16 protein-coding genes are annotated in these 15,950 nt (G+C 38.4%); 8 read left to right on the top strand and 8 right to left on the bottom strand.

Features of this window, described 5'->3' with window-relative positions; genetic code table 11:
- Nucleotides 1–54: 54 nt before the first annotated feature.
- A complete protein-coding gene (locus tag ABE954_RS04530) occupies nucleotides 55–324 on the bottom strand; it encodes an oxidative damage protection protein (protein WP_042848738.1) in 270 nt (89 codons plus the stop codon).
- A gap of 11 nt (nucleotides 325–335) precedes the next feature.
- Nucleotides 336–1,388 (bottom strand): A/G-specific adenine glycosylase, encoded by a 1,053-nt coding sequence (gene mutY / locus ABE954_RS04535; protein ID WP_048608261.1) that lies wholly within the window; start codon nucleotides 1,386–1,388, stop codon nucleotides 336–338.
- Between the two features lie 289 nt (nucleotides 1,389–1,677).
- Here mutY and trmB point away from each other — a divergent pair, with 289 nt between their 5' ends.
- The 5 genes from trmB (at nucleotide 1,678) to ABE954_RS04560 (ending at nucleotide 5,699) form a co-directional block, all read left to right on the top strand.
- Complete coding sequence (trmB, locus tag ABE954_RS04540) at nucleotides 1,678–2,397, top strand: tRNA (guanosine(46)-N7)-methyltransferase TrmB (RefSeq protein ID WP_371025738.1); 720 nt, start codon at nucleotides 1,678–1,680, stop codon at nucleotides 2,395–2,397.
- Nucleotides 2,397–2,726 carry a YggL family protein gene (locus ABE954_RS04545; RefSeq protein WP_042848735.1) on the top strand — a complete coding sequence of 110 codons (330 nt, stop codon included), beginning with the start codon at nucleotides 2,397–2,399 and terminating at the stop codon, nucleotides 2,724–2,726. Before trmB ends, ABE954_RS04545 begins: the two co-directional genes overlap by 1 nt.
- 109 nt (nucleotides 2,727–2,835) lie before the next feature.
- On the top strand, nucleotides 2,836–3,762 hold the full coding sequence (gene glsB, locus ABE954_RS04550) for a glutaminase B (RefSeq protein WP_042848734.1): 927 nt from the start codon (nucleotides 2,836–2,838) through the stop codon (nucleotides 3,760–3,762).
- A 53-nt stretch (nucleotides 3,763–3,815) separates the two neighbouring features.
- Nucleotides 3,816–4,547 carry a DUF2884 family protein gene (locus tag ABE954_RS04555; RefSeq protein ID WP_210846925.1) on the top strand — a complete coding sequence of 244 codons (732 nt, stop codon included), beginning with the start codon at nucleotides 3,816–3,818 and terminating at the stop codon, nucleotides 4,545–4,547.
- Between the two features lie 201 nt (nucleotides 4,548–4,748).
- Nucleotides 4,749–5,699, top strand: coding sequence for a siderophore ABC transporter substrate-binding protein (locus ABE954_RS04560; protein ID WP_371025739.1), 951 nt, complete (start codon nucleotides 4,749–4,751; stop codon nucleotides 5,697–5,699).
- A gap of 170 nt (nucleotides 5,700–5,869) precedes the next feature.
- Here the strand turns inward: ABE954_RS04560 and hemW are convergent, their stop codons facing one another.
- The 6 genes from hemW to ABE954_RS04590 all read right to left on the bottom strand — a co-directional run bounded on the left by hemW (nucleotide 5,870) and on the right by ABE954_RS04590 (nucleotide 11,038).
- Nucleotides 5,870–7,009 (bottom strand): radical SAM family heme chaperone HemW, encoded by a 1,140-nt coding sequence (gene hemW, locus ABE954_RS04565; protein WP_272656429.1) that lies wholly within the window; start codon nucleotides 7,007–7,009, stop codon nucleotides 5,870–5,872.
- Nucleotides 7,002–7,595: an RdgB/HAM1 family non-canonical purine NTP pyrophosphatase gene (rdgB, locus tag ABE954_RS04570; RefSeq protein ID WP_042848750.1), complete on the bottom strand. Its 594-nt coding sequence runs from the start codon at nucleotides 7,593–7,595 to the stop codon at nucleotides 7,002–7,004. The genes hemW and rdgB overlap by 8 nt, the downstream gene beginning before the upstream one ends.
- A 16-nt stretch (nucleotides 7,596–7,611) precedes the next feature.
- Nucleotides 7,612–8,196: a YggT family protein gene (locus ABE954_RS04575; RefSeq protein WP_042848730.1), complete on the bottom strand. Its 585-nt coding sequence runs from the start codon at nucleotides 8,194–8,196 to the stop codon at nucleotides 7,612–7,614.
- A 19-nt stretch (nucleotides 8,197–8,215) separates the two neighbouring features.
- The gene (proC, locus tag ABE954_RS04580) at nucleotides 8,216–9,037 is read right to left on the bottom strand and encodes a pyrroline-5-carboxylate reductase (protein ID WP_042848729.1); all 822 of its coding nucleotides are present in this window, start codon (nucleotides 9,035–9,037) and stop codon (nucleotides 8,216–8,218) included.
- Nucleotides 9,038–9,051: 14 nt separating this feature from the next.
- Nucleotides 9,052–9,744: a YggS family pyridoxal phosphate-dependent enzyme gene (locus ABE954_RS04585; RefSeq protein WP_048608256.1), complete on the bottom strand. Its 693-nt coding sequence runs from the start codon at nucleotides 9,742–9,744 to the stop codon at nucleotides 9,052–9,054.
- Between the two features lie 304 nt (nucleotides 9,745–10,048).
- The gene (locus ABE954_RS04590) at nucleotides 10,049–11,038 is read right to left on the bottom strand and encodes a LacI family DNA-binding transcriptional regulator (RefSeq protein ID WP_042848727.1); all 990 of its coding nucleotides are present in this window, start codon (nucleotides 11,036–11,038) and stop codon (nucleotides 10,049–10,051) included.
- A gap of 351 nt (nucleotides 11,039–11,389) precedes the next feature.
- On the opposite strand from ABE954_RS04590, the gene ABE954_RS04595 reads away from it, so the two are divergent.
- The 3 genes from ABE954_RS04595 to ABE954_RS04605 all read left to right on the top strand — a co-directional run bounded on the left by ABE954_RS04595 (nucleotide 11,390) and on the right by ABE954_RS04605 (nucleotide 15,937).
- Entirely contained in the window at nucleotides 11,390–12,634 is a 1,245-nt protein-coding gene (locus ABE954_RS04595; RefSeq protein WP_166687055.1) for an MFS transporter, read from the top strand.
- Between the two features lie 27 nt (nucleotides 12,635–12,661).
- Nucleotides 12,662–13,870: an adenosylhomocysteinase gene (locus tag ABE954_RS04600; protein ID WP_166687056.1), complete on the top strand. Its 1,209-nt coding sequence runs from the start codon at nucleotides 12,662–12,664 to the stop codon at nucleotides 13,868–13,870.
- Between the two features lie 189 nt (nucleotides 13,871–14,059).
- Complete coding sequence (locus tag ABE954_RS04605; RefSeq protein WP_166687057.1) at nucleotides 14,060–15,937, top strand: metallophosphoesterase; 1,878 nt, start codon at nucleotides 14,060–14,062, stop codon at nucleotides 15,935–15,937.
- Nucleotides 15,938–15,950 lie beyond the last annotated feature (13 nt).

The raw sequence follows: 15,950 nt of genomic DNA on the forward strand, positions 1-15,950 counted from the left end.
ACGATTCACAGTCTTGGTGCAAGAGTCTACCTACTGAGTAGGTAGACAAACAGATTATTTTTCAGGCGTATAACCATCAATATGAATATCATGACCTTCAAACAAGAACTTGATCATTTCTTGTTCTAACATTTTACGGTCATCGGGGTTCATGGTATTGAGTTTCTTTTCATTAATGAGCATGGTTTGTTTAGCCATCCATTGACTCCATGCTTCTTTCGATATCTCGTTAAAAATACGTTTTCCTAACTCACCTGGGTAAAGCTGAAAATCTTGCCCATCAGCATCACGTTGTAAGAATGTACAAAAAATGGTTCTACTCATTAACTTTTTCCTCAAATTTCAGGTAGTAAGGCAAGCTGCTTTAATAAATTTTCAACTGGGGCAGCAAGACCGATAGTTGCACCTAAGTGTAAGTTATACCAGAGTCCTTTGCCTTCATCCATGGCAGAATTAAATGCCTGAATATTAACTTTTACAGGGATAATATCTAAATGAAAATGGCTAAATGTGTGACGGAAGGAAATTAATTGCTCTGGCGAGTTATATTCAAGGCCAGAATCTTTTAACCATTGATTAAGTTGCTCTAAAGACTCAAATTGAGGGAAGGCAAATAGCCCACCCCAGATGCCTGATGGCGGTCGTTGTTCTAACCATACATTATCTTCGTGTTGCATAATTAAGAACCAAGCACTTTTTTCAGGGATCTTTTGTTTCGGTTTTTTTCCGGGGTAGTTCGACCATGAGTGATTCGCATAAGCAATACAGCCAAAATTAACAGGGCAAATTTCACATTTAGGTTTACTACGGGTGCAGACCATAGCCCCTAAATCCATCATGGCTTGGTTAAAAAACTCGACCCCAACTTTTGGCGTGACGTCAGTGCTAATATCCCACAGGCGGTTTTCCACTTCCTTTTTCCCCGGCCAGCCATCAACCGCATAGGCACGAGCTAACACGCGTTTAACATTACCATCTAAAATAGGGTAGTGCTGCTGTTGTGATAATGACAAAATCGCCCCTGCTGTTGAACGCCCAACACCGGGTAGAGCAAGTATTTCATCGAATGTACGGGGAAATTGGCCATTATATTGAGTGGCGACCATTTGTGCGGCTTTATGCAGGTTACGAGCCCGTGCGTAGTAGCCAAGACCTGTCCACAAGTGTAATACTTCATCAAGCGGCGCATTGGCAAGGGCTGTGACATCCTCAAAACGAGCAATAAACTTCTCAAAATACGGAATGACAGTACTTACTTGGGTTTGTTGCAGCATAACCTCTGACAACCACACATGATAGGATGATTTTTCCTGTTGCCAAGGCAAGGTTTTACGGCCGTATTTGTGATACCAGCCGAGCACTGCAGATGAAAATTGTTGAGCTTCCATTGATAATTTTATTTTTATTGATATTGCCAGTCATGGTAGGAATTGCAACATAGACTACGGGGGCTGTAAACCGCTATTGTGTGGTTTAGTGTAAAGTTAGCTAATTATCAACTGCAACCTTGCAGAAGTTTTGCTAAACTCCGATATCCTTTGTGTCTCAAAGGGGCTAAAGGCTCCCATTTGGGGTATTTAGGGTAGGAATTGATAGGTTTGATAATGAATCACCTTAATATCACTTGATTGTTGGCACATTAACTTAATTGGGCAACTATTTTTTAGAACCTTTATTATGATCAATAATGTAATCTCCCCCGAATATAATGAAGAAGGGCGGGTTATGCGCCGAGTCCGTAGTTTTGTCCGCCGTCAAGGGCGTCTGACAAAACGTCAGGAAGACGCATTAGAAAAAGAATGGGCAGAGAAAGGCATTGATTTTATCAATCAGCCTTTTGATTTTGCCAAAGTATTCAAGAACTCAAATCCAGTGACATTGGAAATTGGGTTTGGCATGGGCGCTTCATTGGTGGCCATGGCATCACAAAATGCAGATAAAAACTTTTTAGGTATTGAAGTTCATGCGCCGGGGGTTGGGGCATGTTTAGCATCAGCAAAAGAAGAGAATGTCACTAATTTACGCGTGATGTGCCATGATGCTATCGAAGTATTGGATTACATGATCCCTGGTGGTAGCTTGGCAATGGTTCAGTTGTTTTTCCCTGACCCATGGCATAAAGCCAAGCACAACAAACGTCGTATTGTTCAAGTCCCTTTTGCGGAAAAAATTCGCAGTAAATTAACAATTGGCGGTGTTTTCCATATGGCGACTGATTGGCAGCCATATGCTGAGCATATGCTTGAAGTCATGACGAGTGTCGAAGGCTATAATAATTTATCATCATCAGGTGATTACGTTCCTCGTCCTGCAACAAGGCCAGAAACAAAGTTTGAAAAGCGAGGCCAGCGGTTAGGGCACGGTGTATGGGATTTAATGTTTGAGAGGATCAAATAATGGCTAAACAACCACGTAGTCGTCGTTTACGTAAAAAAATGCGCTTGGATGAATTCCAAGAGTTAGGCTTCACTGTTAAATGGAGCTTTAAAGAAGGTACGCCGATTGAGGAAGTTGACAGCACCGTTGACCAACTGATTGCAGAAGCGATTGAGCCGAATGGTTTAGCGTTTGAAGCAAGTGGCTACATGAGTTGGGAAGGGATCGTTTGCTTACAAAAAATTGGTAAGTGTACCGAAGAGCACCGTCAAATTGTTGAAAACTGGCTAAAATCAAAAGGCATGAACGACGTCGTTGTTTCTGAGTTGTTTGATGTTTGGTGGGAATGATTTTATTGGGTTTATCTCAATGAATAAACTCAATTTTCACTAGTTTGAAGAGGCATCCAAAATTGGGTGCCTTTATTTTCTGTAGTAAACATTATCTGGAGTCAACGTTTTGAGCGCCATGTTTTCTAACCAGCTACTCAACGATATCCTAGACCAAGTACGCCCACTTATTGGAAAAGGCTGCGTTGCAAACTATATCCCTGCTTTGGGCTGTGTGCCGCCTCATCAATTAGGTATTGCTGTTTCCACTATAGATGGTGATATTTTTACTGCGGGCGAGGCATATCAGCGCTTTTCAATACAGTCCATTTCTAAAGTGTTGAGCCTCACCTTGGCGATGACACGCTATGAAGAAAATGAAATTTGGAGTCGCGTTGGTAAAGAACCTTCTGGGTTACCATTTAACTCCCTTATTCAAATTGAAATGGAAAAAGGCATCCCGCGAAACCCATTTATCAATGCGGGAGCGATAGTGATCGCCGATATGTTGCAATCTCGTTTAAGTGCGCCTAAGCAACGGATGCTAGAGTTTGTTCGAAAATTGTCTTGTGAACCTGATATAAGCTATGACACAGTGGTTGCCCGCTCAGAACTGGAACATGCAAGCCGTAATGCCGCAATTGCTTATTTAATGAAATCCTTTGGTAATTTTGAGAACGATGTTTTAACCGTTCTCGAAACTTATTTTCATTATTGCTCTCTAAGTATGAACTGTGTTGAATTAGCGAAATGTTTTTCCTATTTAACATCACAAGGAATGTCATCTTGTTCCATTGACCCAATCATCACTCCACTACAATCAAGGCAAATCAATGCGTTGATGATGACATGTGGTATGTATGATGGCTCTGGCGAATTTGCATTTCGGATAGGAATGCCCGGCAAGTCTGGTGTTGGCGGTGGTATCGTTTGTGTGGTACCAAACCAATTCACTGTAGCAGTTTGGTCCCCCGAACTCGATGCGGCGGGGAACTCTCTGGCTGGTTGTGCTGCCTTAGAGTTATTATCAAAGCGAATTGGACGTTCTGTTTTTTAACGCCACTGGTTGAAGCCATTAGTCGTTGATATAACGTTTTACTAGGAGATTTTATGTTACGTCGTACATTAATTGCATTTTCACTCCTTGCCTGCGCGACAAGCCAAGCTGCAGATTATAATTGCTCTGTCACTCCGAAAGATGACATCTTTATGACGCCAGAAAGCGTACAGGTCATTGGCCGTAGCGGTGATTTAAAAATTACCCCAGACGGCGATATCACACTCAATGGTAACAATATTGCCGCGACAGAAACGCAAAAACAGCAAGCTATCCGTTATCAATCGATGATCCGTAGTGATTTACCTTGGATAAAACAAGAATCAGAAAAAAAATTATCTACTTCAAGGGAAACCATTGATAAAGTGGTTGTTAAAGTCATTGGGGGGGATAGCAATATTCGTAACCGGTTGACTAAACTAGAAAAAGAACTGAATGGGCAAATTGATCAAATCATTGAGACTCGCCCTAACGGTTATGTATTCCATCATGAAGCGATGAAAACAGTAGAAACAAAAGGGCGTCAGCTGGTTAATGAAAGCTTAGGTGGTATTTTGCAAGATAGCATCAATGAAATGGGGCGCAAACAATTGTTATCTGGGGGCGATGCAAGCAAGGCCTTGCAAGGGATGTTGGGTAATCTAGGTGGGTTGCAGCAAGAGCTTGAGTCCGAATGGAAAACACAAGAAAAAAGCTTCCAGCAGTTTGGGCAGCAAGTCTGTGCTAAAGTGACTTCAATGGAACAACAACGCGTTTCACTACTTAACTCGCTCAAAGCTAAATAAATAGTTAATCCCGTATAAAAACAGTAAGATATAAAATCATCTTACTGTTTTATTATTTCATTCTCTGTAACTTCTCATTATAAATGTGATATTCGCATCATTAATGGTAATGAAAATGAAATTGATTCTTATTTAGTTGACATCTAAGTCACTCTCTTTACAATGCGGGTTTGGCTTAATGACTAAATTGGGATCGTTTAAATGAAAAAGTTCATTCCTGCAGTACTTGTTTCTGTATTGTCATTCTCTGCTCCTTTGGCTTTTAGCGCAGAACCGGCTGCTTTCACACCCAATGTGGTGACAGCGCAAGGTGCTGAAAAAGTCACGATTAAACATCTTTCAGGTGAAACTGAGGTGGCCAAAAAACCACAAAAGGTGGTTTTATTTGATTTCGGTGTTTATGACTCAATGCAAAAACTAGGCCTAGGTGATAAAGTCGTTGCGTTACCAACAGCAAATGCCCCTGCTTATGTTAAAGGCAATATTCCAGCATCAATGGAAAATGCAGGTGGGATGAAACAGCCCGATTTAGCAAAAATTGCACTGTTAAAACCTGATCTTATTGTGATCACGGGTCGCCAAGGCAAATCTTATGAGGCGCTATCAAATATTGCACCAACGATCAATCTAGGCTCCGATAGTAAACATTATATGGAGTCAGTAAAGGCAAATCTTGGGGTAATTGGTGAATTGTATGGCAATCAAAAATCAGTTGATGAACAACTAGTTGAACTAGATAAAACCATTGCTGATGCCCAGAAAAAAGCAGCTGATTCAAATAAAAAAGTATTAGTGTTAATGCATAATGATGGCAAGCTGATCCCAAATAACCAAGCTGTTGTCTATAACGTAGTGAAAGCACAGCGTGCTGAATTACCTATTGATGAAAATGCCGATAAGTCAAAACGCGGTGTGGTTGATAGCAAAGCCATCGCACAAGCCAATCCTGATGTGATCCTGATTATTGACCGTAGTGAAGCGATTGGCGCAGGAAAATTAGATAAAACCGTTTTTGAAGATACAAACATTCAAGAAACGAAAGCTTATAAAGATGGCAAGATTACCTATTTACAATCTGATTTGTGGTACTTGTCAGGTGGTGGTTTAGTCAGCTTAACTGAACAAGTGAATGCTGTCGTTAATGCCCTATAATTAATATCTGCCGTTGTCTTATTGGCTACGGCAATATTTACTATCCTCATTGTTATTGTCGTTTATTTCTTTTTTATCTCTAAATAAAAAGCCCGCATCAGGTGTTGATGCGGGCTTTCAATGAACGAGAAAATATACCTTCGCTTAACAAACGATTTTTTGCTTAAAAATCATTCCTCATCTAAAAACAATTCTAACAACGAGTTGAGAAACAGTTTTCCATGTTCTGTAATTTGCCATTCGTTATCCGTCTCAGTGATATAACCCTTTGTTAATGCTTCATCAATAGCTGGTCTAACTGTTGATTCGGGTAACCCAGTATATTGGGTAAATTCATCACGAGGCATTGCTTCAAGTAAGCGGAGACGGTTCATAAAATATTCAAATGGCCTATCTTTGGTGTCAACATCATAGGATTGATGAATGTAATGACCTTCCATATAGCCACGAGGGTGCTTGGTTTTTACTGTACGTAAAATTCTTCCATCTTCAAACGTGATTTTACCGTGTGCTCCACAGCCAATACCAAGGTAATCACCGAATCGCCAATAATTAAGATTGTGCTCGCATTGATAACCCGGTTTGGCATAAGCTGACGTTTCGTATTGCTGATAACCAGCTGCACTCAATAATTTATGACCTTCTGTATAGATATCCCACAGAGTATCGTCGTCAGGTAACGTGGGAGGGCGTGACCCAAATTGAGTGTTAGGTTCAATGGTCAACTGATACCAAGACAAATGCGGTGGGGCAAGCTCAATAGCTTGACGTAAATCAGATAAACCTTCATTGCGAGTTTGAGATGGGAGGCCGTGCATTAAATCGAGGTTAAAGCTTCTCAAATTTAAATTTGTCGCTAATTGAGCGGCACGCTTTGCTTCATCAGCGCCATGAATGCGGCCTAATGTTATTAATTTATCATTACCAAAGCTTTGCACACCAATGGAAATTCGGTTGATCCCCGCAGCTTGATAGCCAGCGAAACGGTCTGCCTCTACCGTTCCGGGGTTAGCTTCCATGGTAACTTCAGCTTGTACATCTAACTGGATACGTTGGCGAATACCATCCATCAAGGCTTGCATGGACTCGGCAGTTAACAGACTCGGGGTTCCCCCACCAATAAAAATAGTTTTGACAGGGCGTTCACCAATTAATTGCGCATCAATATCAAGGTCTGCCAATAGGTGCTCAACATATTCCATTTGGGGAATTTCCCCTTTGAGGGTGTGTGAATTGAAATCACAATATGGGCACTTTTGCACACACCAAGGAATATGAACATATAAACTCAATGGTGGTTGTTTAAGCATTTTTTAATGCTTCCAACATCATTGTTAGGGCTTTACCACGATGTGAAATGGCTTGTTTTTCTGCTTTAGTTAACTCCGCTGAAGTACAACCCAATTCAGGAATATAGAAAATAGGGTCATAACCAAAACCCCCTTGGCCTTTACGTTCACGAGTAATAATGCCTTGCCAACGACCGTGGAATACTAAGGGGGTCGGGTCTTCTGCATGGCGTAAATACACTAAAACACAGTTAAATTGTGCCTGACGTTGGCCATCAGGCACATGTTCCATTGCATTAAGTAATTTTATAAGGTTTTGCTCATCATTCGCCTCTTCCCCCGCATAACGTGCGGAGTAGATACCCGGAGCTCCTCCCAGTGCATCAACAGAGATCCCTGAATCATCGGCAATTGCGGGTAAGCCCGTTTGCGCCGCAGCATGTCGGGCTTTCAGGATAGCATTTTCAATGAAGGTTAAACCTGTTTCTTCAGCAGATTCAACACCTAATGAAGTTTGCGCGACAATATCCATACCAAAATCACGGAGTAAGTCGGCTAACTCATTCACTTTTCCCGGATTGCCGGTGGCTAAAACAACTTTTTGCATCATTTAGAACTCATTTTTACATAATACCAATGGAATACATCATTGCTGTGAGTGATGGGTCAATCCATAAGGAAATATCTACACGCAAATAGTTAAGCGCAATCAAGATAAACATCACAATCATGGCTGAGAAGTCTAACCCGCCCATTGCTGGAATAATACGACGGATTGGTGCCATTAATGGTTCTGTTAATTGGTACAATAAATAGTCAACAGGGTTACGGCCTTGGCTGACCCAGCTTAAAATAGCGCGGATTAAAATCATCCAGAAAATCAATTTACCTGCGTAGGTTAATAATAAAATAACCCCCATAGGTAGGATCGTAACACCTAAAATTGGCAGTAAATTAGTTGCCCACATACCGAAAATAATTGCAGCTAATGCCAGCACAAAAGCGACAACAACTGAAGCGGTATCGACTGAGCCAATAGCGGGGATCACTCGACGTAATGGCCCAACAATGGGTTGAGTTGCCTTAACGACAAATTTTGAAAATGGGTTATAAAAATCGGCACGTACACATTGCATCCAAACACGCAGTAGTAAAACAAAAATGTACAGCTGGATCAGGGTAGTGACAACAAAAACGATAGTCTTCATGGCAAATTCCGCGATTAAATTAAAAAAGTTTTTCCATCTCTTCGGCTCTGTCAATTGCACTTTGCATTGCATTGGCAACAGTTTGCGGAAGATTTCCATTATAAAATTGTTCTAAAGCCATCGCGGTAGTACCGCCTTTAGAGGTGACCTGTTCACGTAATGTTGAAAAGGCTGTATCACTTTGTGATTTAGCTAGTTCCACAGAGCCTTCTATGGCATTGAGGACTAATTCACGGGCTTGCACACTATCATAACCGAGTTGTTGCGCTTTTTGCTGCATTGCTTCCATAAATAAGAAGAAATAAGCAGGGGAACTGCCTGTAATCGCAATAATATTATTGATCTCTTGCTCTTTCTGGCACCAAATTGTTGTCCCAACGCTTTGCATGAGTTCTTGTGCGAATTTTTTGTCTTGCTCTGATACTTGCCCTTGAGCAAACAACCCACTAACGCCTTTACCCACTAATGATGGCGTATTTGGCATAATGCGCACTAAATTAAGCGGGTGTGCGAGGTATTCGTTATAGCGTTCAGCAGGGATGCCCGCAGCAATGGTGAGGACTAATTTTTGGTCAAAATTGGTAACTTGTTGCAGTGGCTCACAGACCTCTTTCATCATTTGTGGTTTGACTGCGAGCATAATCACATCGGCGGCTTGCACTGCGGCTAGGTTGTCATGGCGACTGATTATACCGTACTGTTCGGCGAGTTTGTCACGGCGTACAGGGGTTGGAGAACAAACCGTGATCATGGATGCAGGGTAACCGTGGTTAACCAAACCTGTAATAATGGCTTGAGCCATATTTCCGGCACCGATGAAGGCAATTTTACGATGTTGCATTCTGTTCTCCTTATTTATTGGTGATACTGGCGAGCGCCAAAAATAGCGGTTCCTATACGTACCAAAGTAGAGCCGCAATGAATTGCTGCGCGCATGTCATCAGTCATACCCATAGAAAGTGTATCGACGGTAGCGTAATTTGTTTGTAATTGCTTAAATGCAGCATCCATCTTGCGAAATGTGGCACACTGGCGTTCGTAATCTGTTTCGGGGGCAGGGATTGTCATCAAACCACGTAATACCAGATTAGGCATAGTGGCGACTTGGGCGGCTAGTTCGTTTAATTCCGCTAAGGTGATCCCCGATTTACTATTCTCATCACTAATATTGATTTGGATGAGAACATTTAAAGGGGCTTTATCGCTAGGACGTTGGTCGTTCAATCGTTGAGCGATTTTTGCCCTGTCAAGGGTGTGAAACCAATCAAAGTGTTCGGCAACTAGGCGGCTTTTATTGGATTGTAATGGGCCGATAAAATGCCAAACAAGGTCATTCCTATTTGAAAAATATTGAATTTTTTCAACACCTTCTTGAACATAATTTTCACCAAATTGGAAAAGACCAGCCTCAATGGCTTCTGAAATAGCTTCACAAGGTTTGGTTTTACTTACAGCAAGCAGCGTAATGTCTTGTGGTGAGCGTTGGCACTCTGCGGCGGCAAGATCAATACGTGCTGTGACATCAGAGATATTATTTTGAATGGTCATTGTTTTATTCAATATAGTTTAATTCAATATTGGTGTATTCACATACAGGTCTATTTACCAAGTAGATGAATTGCGGTTATTGACCATAGTGTAAAGCAAATCGCGTCAGAACGGCACCTTTGCATAGGGGGAATTCAAAAAAATACTGGTTAAGCTTGATAAAAAAGCATTTTCTAACAGTGTCCTTAAATCTGCTTTCCCAGATAATAGCAAAAGGCCGATTGATTCATAACAGACGGTGATGCTGACAAAATAGGCACACTAGTGACAGCAGTAAAAGATAACGGCAACCCGAACTCGATAATCAAAACTGTGTTGAACCCCTTGTAATGATTTCCAATTTAATAACTTCTTGTTTTATTGGTTCTTTCCGGTCAGAAATTTTATCTAAAAGCATTTTTATCGCTAATTCGCCTATATACTGAGTGGGTATTTTAACCGTAGACAGTTCGGGGTTTAAATAATTGCAAAGGTCAGTATCATTGAATCCGATCACGGCAACATCTTTAGGAATCGTGATGTTAAGCTGCTTTGCTGCTCGATAAAGCGCACCAGCTAATAAGTCATCATCGCAAAATACAATATTGGGTTTTTGCTGAAGTAAAGATGCTGCATTTTGGGTTGCTTCAGCAAGGTTAAAGGATGAGTAAATGACACATTTAGATTTTTCTACATAGTTTAATGACTCGAATTCATTGTTAAATAATTTATGGCGATTTAGAAAATGTTGCCTTGGGATATCAGATCTAAAAAAACCAACCTTAAACCGTTTCATTTTATGCGTAATAGAGAACGCAGATTTGATCGTTTTATCAATATCTAAAAGAATGTCATTATTTTTTTCATCATCAGACTCTATGAATATCAGCTTATCTCGGTAATTTTCTAATAATTCGATATGTTTTTTTTCACATGAATAAATAATGCAGCCACTAATTAGTTTACTTTGAAATAATGAAAATAAATGTTCAGACCATTGTTTGTTGGCATAACTATCTAAAAGAATTAAAGAATACCCGGATTTGGTTGCTGAAAGCTCTGCAGCATGAACGACTTTTCCGAAATAGGGTTGTTGAATATCGGGGACAATAAATGCAACGGTACGTGAATTTCCACTACGTAAAATTTGCGCATTGATATTAGGCTGATAGCCTAGCTCTTTTGCCACACAGAGGATTTTTTCACGGGTTTTTTCAGATACTCGGCCTTGGTAACGACCACTAAATACAAGAGATACAGCCGACTGTGAGACGTTAGCTAAACGGGCGACATCTTTACTGTTAACAGTAGACATTTTTTCTCCATATCAAGAGTGAAAACATAAAAAATACTTTATAAACAGATGGATGCGTTATTCTAAACGAATTAAAAATGATCTAATACGCTCATACTAAATGATAAATTTTGTTTGGGCTTATTAATTTGCAAGCTTTATGTTTTTATGTGATCCATGTCGAGTCATACGTATTACTTGCTGTGAAGTATATCACTTTATTCTTGTTTAATACCCAGTACATTAATTAAAACCAAGAAATGCCTTAGAGGAAAATGCTCAGTAGTAGAATCAATGTTTTTATTAGCCATACCGAATGTACATTGTATATAAACGTGTTTACGTAATATTGAGTGAGGTAAATAAATTATTATGAGCACAATTACTCGATTAAAAATAGTCTCGTTTATGCAGTTTTTTATATGGGGCTCTTGGCTAGTTACATTTGCTTCATATATGTTTAATACACTCCACTTTACAGGTGGAGATGTTGGGTTAGTCTTTAGTTCTTTAGGCATTGCATCACTATGCTCACCTATTTTAATGGGGCTAATTGCAGATAAAATTAATAATAGAAAATTCGTCTATGTTACCATTCATTTAATATCGGCGTTTTTTTTGATTGCAATGGCACATAGTACTTCGGTTAGTTTGCTTTTCGCCATGACATTAGTTCATCTGATTTTTTATATGCCAACAATGTCAATCTGTAATAGTATAATTTTTGAAATACTGGATAGGGAAAAATTAAAATCAGAAAATTATTTCCCAAAAATCAGGGTGTATGGAACTGTTGGTTTTATAGCTGCAATGTGGATTATTAGCTTATTAAAGTTAGAAATGAGTTATTATCAATTGTATATAGCAGCAATAGCTTCCGTGGCTTTAAGCCTTTATTCTGTTATTTTTATATCGGTAAATAAAGATAACCATAATTTGGAATGTGATCCTCATTCATTTAAATTTAGTGATTTGGCTGTCTTATTTAGGAAATCTCAAGTCGTTGTTTTCTTGTTTTTTTCTATGCTGCTAGGGTCTGTTTTACAAATCACGAATACTCTCGGTGTACCCTTTTTGCAGGATCTGGCTGCCGCACCAGAGGCTCAAAACTCTATTTTTTCAACCTACCCGACAATTTTTTTATCAATATCGCAATTCTCAGAAGTGATTTTTATATTGTTACTTCCTTTTTTATTAAAGTATATCAAGATAGAAAAAGTTTTATTGTTGAGCATGATAGCTTGGATTTTACGCTTCGGGTTATTTGCATATGGTGATTTTACCTATATAGGAACAATAGCATTATTCCTTTCAATGTTAGTATATGGTTGCGCCTTTGATTTCTTTAATATTTCGGGTTCTTTATTCTTGGAAAAAGAAATAGCACCTGAATTTCGTTCTACAGCACAAGGCGTATTTACTACTTTAGTTAATGGATTTGGTACTTTCTTAGGTGCCATATTGAGTGGCTGGGTATTAGATCTTAATACGATAAATGGGGTTGTAGATTGGAAAATGTTTTGGATTGTATTCACTAGCTATACGATTACATTCACATTTATTTATGTACTGTACATGTTTTTTTCAAATAGAAAAAAACAGCATGCTTATTCATAAAAATGTAAAAATATTGAGGTATATATTATGTTAGATACTCATCAATACTCTATTGCTGATATTAATTTAGCAGATAAAGGAATAAAACGTATTAATTGGGCCAAAGCACATATGCCTATTATGCAAAGTTTAATTGAAAGACTTGAAAAAGAACAACCATTTAAAGGTCTGACAATTGGTATTTGTTTACATGTTGAAGCAAAAACAGGGGTATGGCTTGAAGCCTTGACAAAAGGTGGCGCAAAAATTGCTATTACAGGTTCTCCTGGTTCTACACAAGATGAAACAGCGGCAGCATTAGTAAAATATATGAATGTGAGTGTTTTTTCGAGGAGAGATGAATCTTTTGAAGACCATATAGCCTATTGCAAAAATGTCTTGGAAATGAAGCCGGATATCATCGCCGATAATGGTGCAGATTTACATGAGCTGGTTCTTACCGATCCTAAATTTAAGGCATTACAAAAAGTAATTATTGGTGCGACGGAAGAAACAACCACAGGAGCAAATAGGTTAAGGGAAGATTTCACATCTCAGCTTTGGCCAACATTAATTATTAATGATACTCAGTCTAAAAGAATTATAGAGAATCGATATGGTGTTGGCTCATCTGTTGTGGAAAGTATTGCTCATGTAACTAATGTAATGATACACGGTAAAAAAGTAGTGGTGATTGGATATGGTTATTGTGGCTCTGGTGTGGCACAGCGTTTTAGGGGAATGGGGGCACATGTTACGGTAGTAGATACAAATCCGCTTACTCGATTAGAAGCTCATTTAGAAGGTTTTCAAACTGCTGAATTAATCAGTACGTTACAGGATGCCGACTTTGTTGTGAGTGTCGTTGGGCGAGATAATATACTTACTACAGAACATTTTTCTGCAATGAAAAATAATGTGCTTGTGGCTAATGCGGGGCATTTCCAACGTGAAATTGATGTGAATGCATTGAAGAATTTAAGTAATAATAGTGAAGAGGTCATACCTAAAATTAATAAATACCAATTGAAAACGGGTAAAAATATATTCCTAATGTCGGATGCAAACCTTGTTAATTTGTCTGCAGGAAATGGTAATCCTATTGAAGTTATGGATTTAGGCCTCGCTTTACAAACATTAAGTTTAGAAAAAATTGCTTTAGATAGCAAAGCATTAAAAAATATTCCGCAACCTGTTCCTTTTGATATAGAAATGAAAGTAGCACAACTTGCGTGTGATAACTGGATAACGCATTAAGCTACTTGTACATACTTCAAGTTACATTGTGTTGATTATACTGAGTTTGCTGAGTCGTTTAGCTTATCTAAGCTCCAGGTCTAACTTTGCTTATTGCCTACATGTATATTGAATTATTAAGAGTATATTGTCTTATAAGAAGCTGGTGTGATTAGCGCTTTTTGTAGGAATTAACTTTGAGTGACTAATATGAAGAATAAATTTTCTGTTGCATTACTTTTAAGTATTATCATCCCATTGTCTTATGCTGATAACCTAGTGGAAATTAATATCCTTGGTACGTCTGATATTCACTCTTTCATAAGTGATGAGGATTATTTTAATAATCTAAAAAGTGAAAAATATGGTTTGAAATCGCTAGTTGGTGCGATTGAAAATTTTAGGCATGATAATAAAAACACCTATTTAGTTGATGTTGGTGATTTATTATCTGGCAACCCATTAGGGAATCATATTATTAAACGCTATAACCAAAATGAAAGCTATTATCGTATATCTCCTGTTATCTGTAGTTTAAATGCACTTAATTATGATGTAGCAACCCCTGGTAATCATGATTTTGATAATGGTGCTGAGTTTTTGAAATGGTCTTATTCTGGAGCGAACTTTCCAGTAGTTTTAAGTAATGTTATTGATAATACGTCACAAAAAAGCCTTTATCCTGAGTATATTATTCAGGAAAAAGAGGTTTTAGATGACGCGGGTAATAAGCATTTACTGAAAATCGCATATTTAGGGTTAGTTCCTATGCAAACAATGCTTTTTAATAAAAGCAAACTTGAAAGTGAGATTACATTTACTGATATGCTAGATGCTGCAAATAGTACTGCTATTCAGGCGAAAAAAGATGGGGCTGACTTGGTTATTGCCTTATCTCATTCAGGTATTGATGTATCACAAGTTGAACATGGTATGGAAAATGTCGCATTTTATCTTGCCAAAAATCCGAATATAGACGGTATTTTATTTGGTCATACTCATGAAGTTTTTCCTTCTGAAAAAATAACAGCTAATGAAAACATTAATGTTAAGGATGGGAAAATGTTTGGCAAGCCAGCGGCTCAACCGGGTAAGTGGGGGGAGTCACTATCCGCTATTAAATTTGTTCTAGAAAAGAATAATGATAAGTGGGATATAAAAAGTAGTAAAGGATATCAAGTCGATAGAAAAAATTCTGTTGCTAAAGAGAGTACTATTGAGAAAATATCGTTGTGCATAAATGATACAGAACAAGACTTAAAAAGTGACTTAGACAAAGAAGTAAGCCAAGACAAATTTAAAATCAATAATAATTTTAATCTGATTGGAAATGAAAGCCTAACAACTGTACTTGCGGACTCCCTTCGTTATTATATGCGAAATTTTACGAGTGAAAGCGATAAGGTGTTAATTTCTATTTCACCATCTTATTCATTAAATGATGCAAGTTTTTTTGTTGACATACAAGACAGGAAAATAACCAATAGGGATTTAAACAAGATTTTTTATCCCGCTTCTTTATCTGCATTAAAGGTAAACAAGCAACAATTAATCGAATGGTTGGAAATGAGCTCAAATATTTATAATATGCCAATAGATGAGTCTACACCATTAATTAATACTAATGCCCATAGCTTTTTATTTTACCCAATTATGGGGCTAACCTATGATGTAAATATTAGCAAATTACCGTTATATGATTTATACGGTAAGAAAAATGAAGGGGCTACGGTAGGGAGAATTTCGAATATTCGCTATAACAATAAAGAAGTGGTCGATACAGACTCATTTATTATTGTTGCGAGTAAGTACGCACCGTACTTTCAAAAGCACAAAGATGCTCCTTACTTAGATATTGGTAATGAAAGAAATATTGATATATTTACGGGGTATATTTCGGCGCACCATGAATACCCACAGCCGAAAAATAATTACCGTATAGTGTCGGATATACCATTAGAAATGAATTTGATATTACCCCATAATACAGATAAATCAGCAACATTTTTATGGGGAACTGAGTATCCTTTGCAAGTAAAAAGCCAAGATACAAAATCAGTAACTTACCAAATAAAAATAGCCCAGTGATATTAAAGACTAT

The sequence above is a fragment of the Providencia sp. TYF-12 genome, assembly GCF_041344805.1.
In the GTDB taxonomy this organism is placed as follows: domain Bacteria; phylum Pseudomonadota; class Gammaproteobacteria; order Enterobacterales; family Enterobacteriaceae; genus Providencia; species Providencia huashanensis.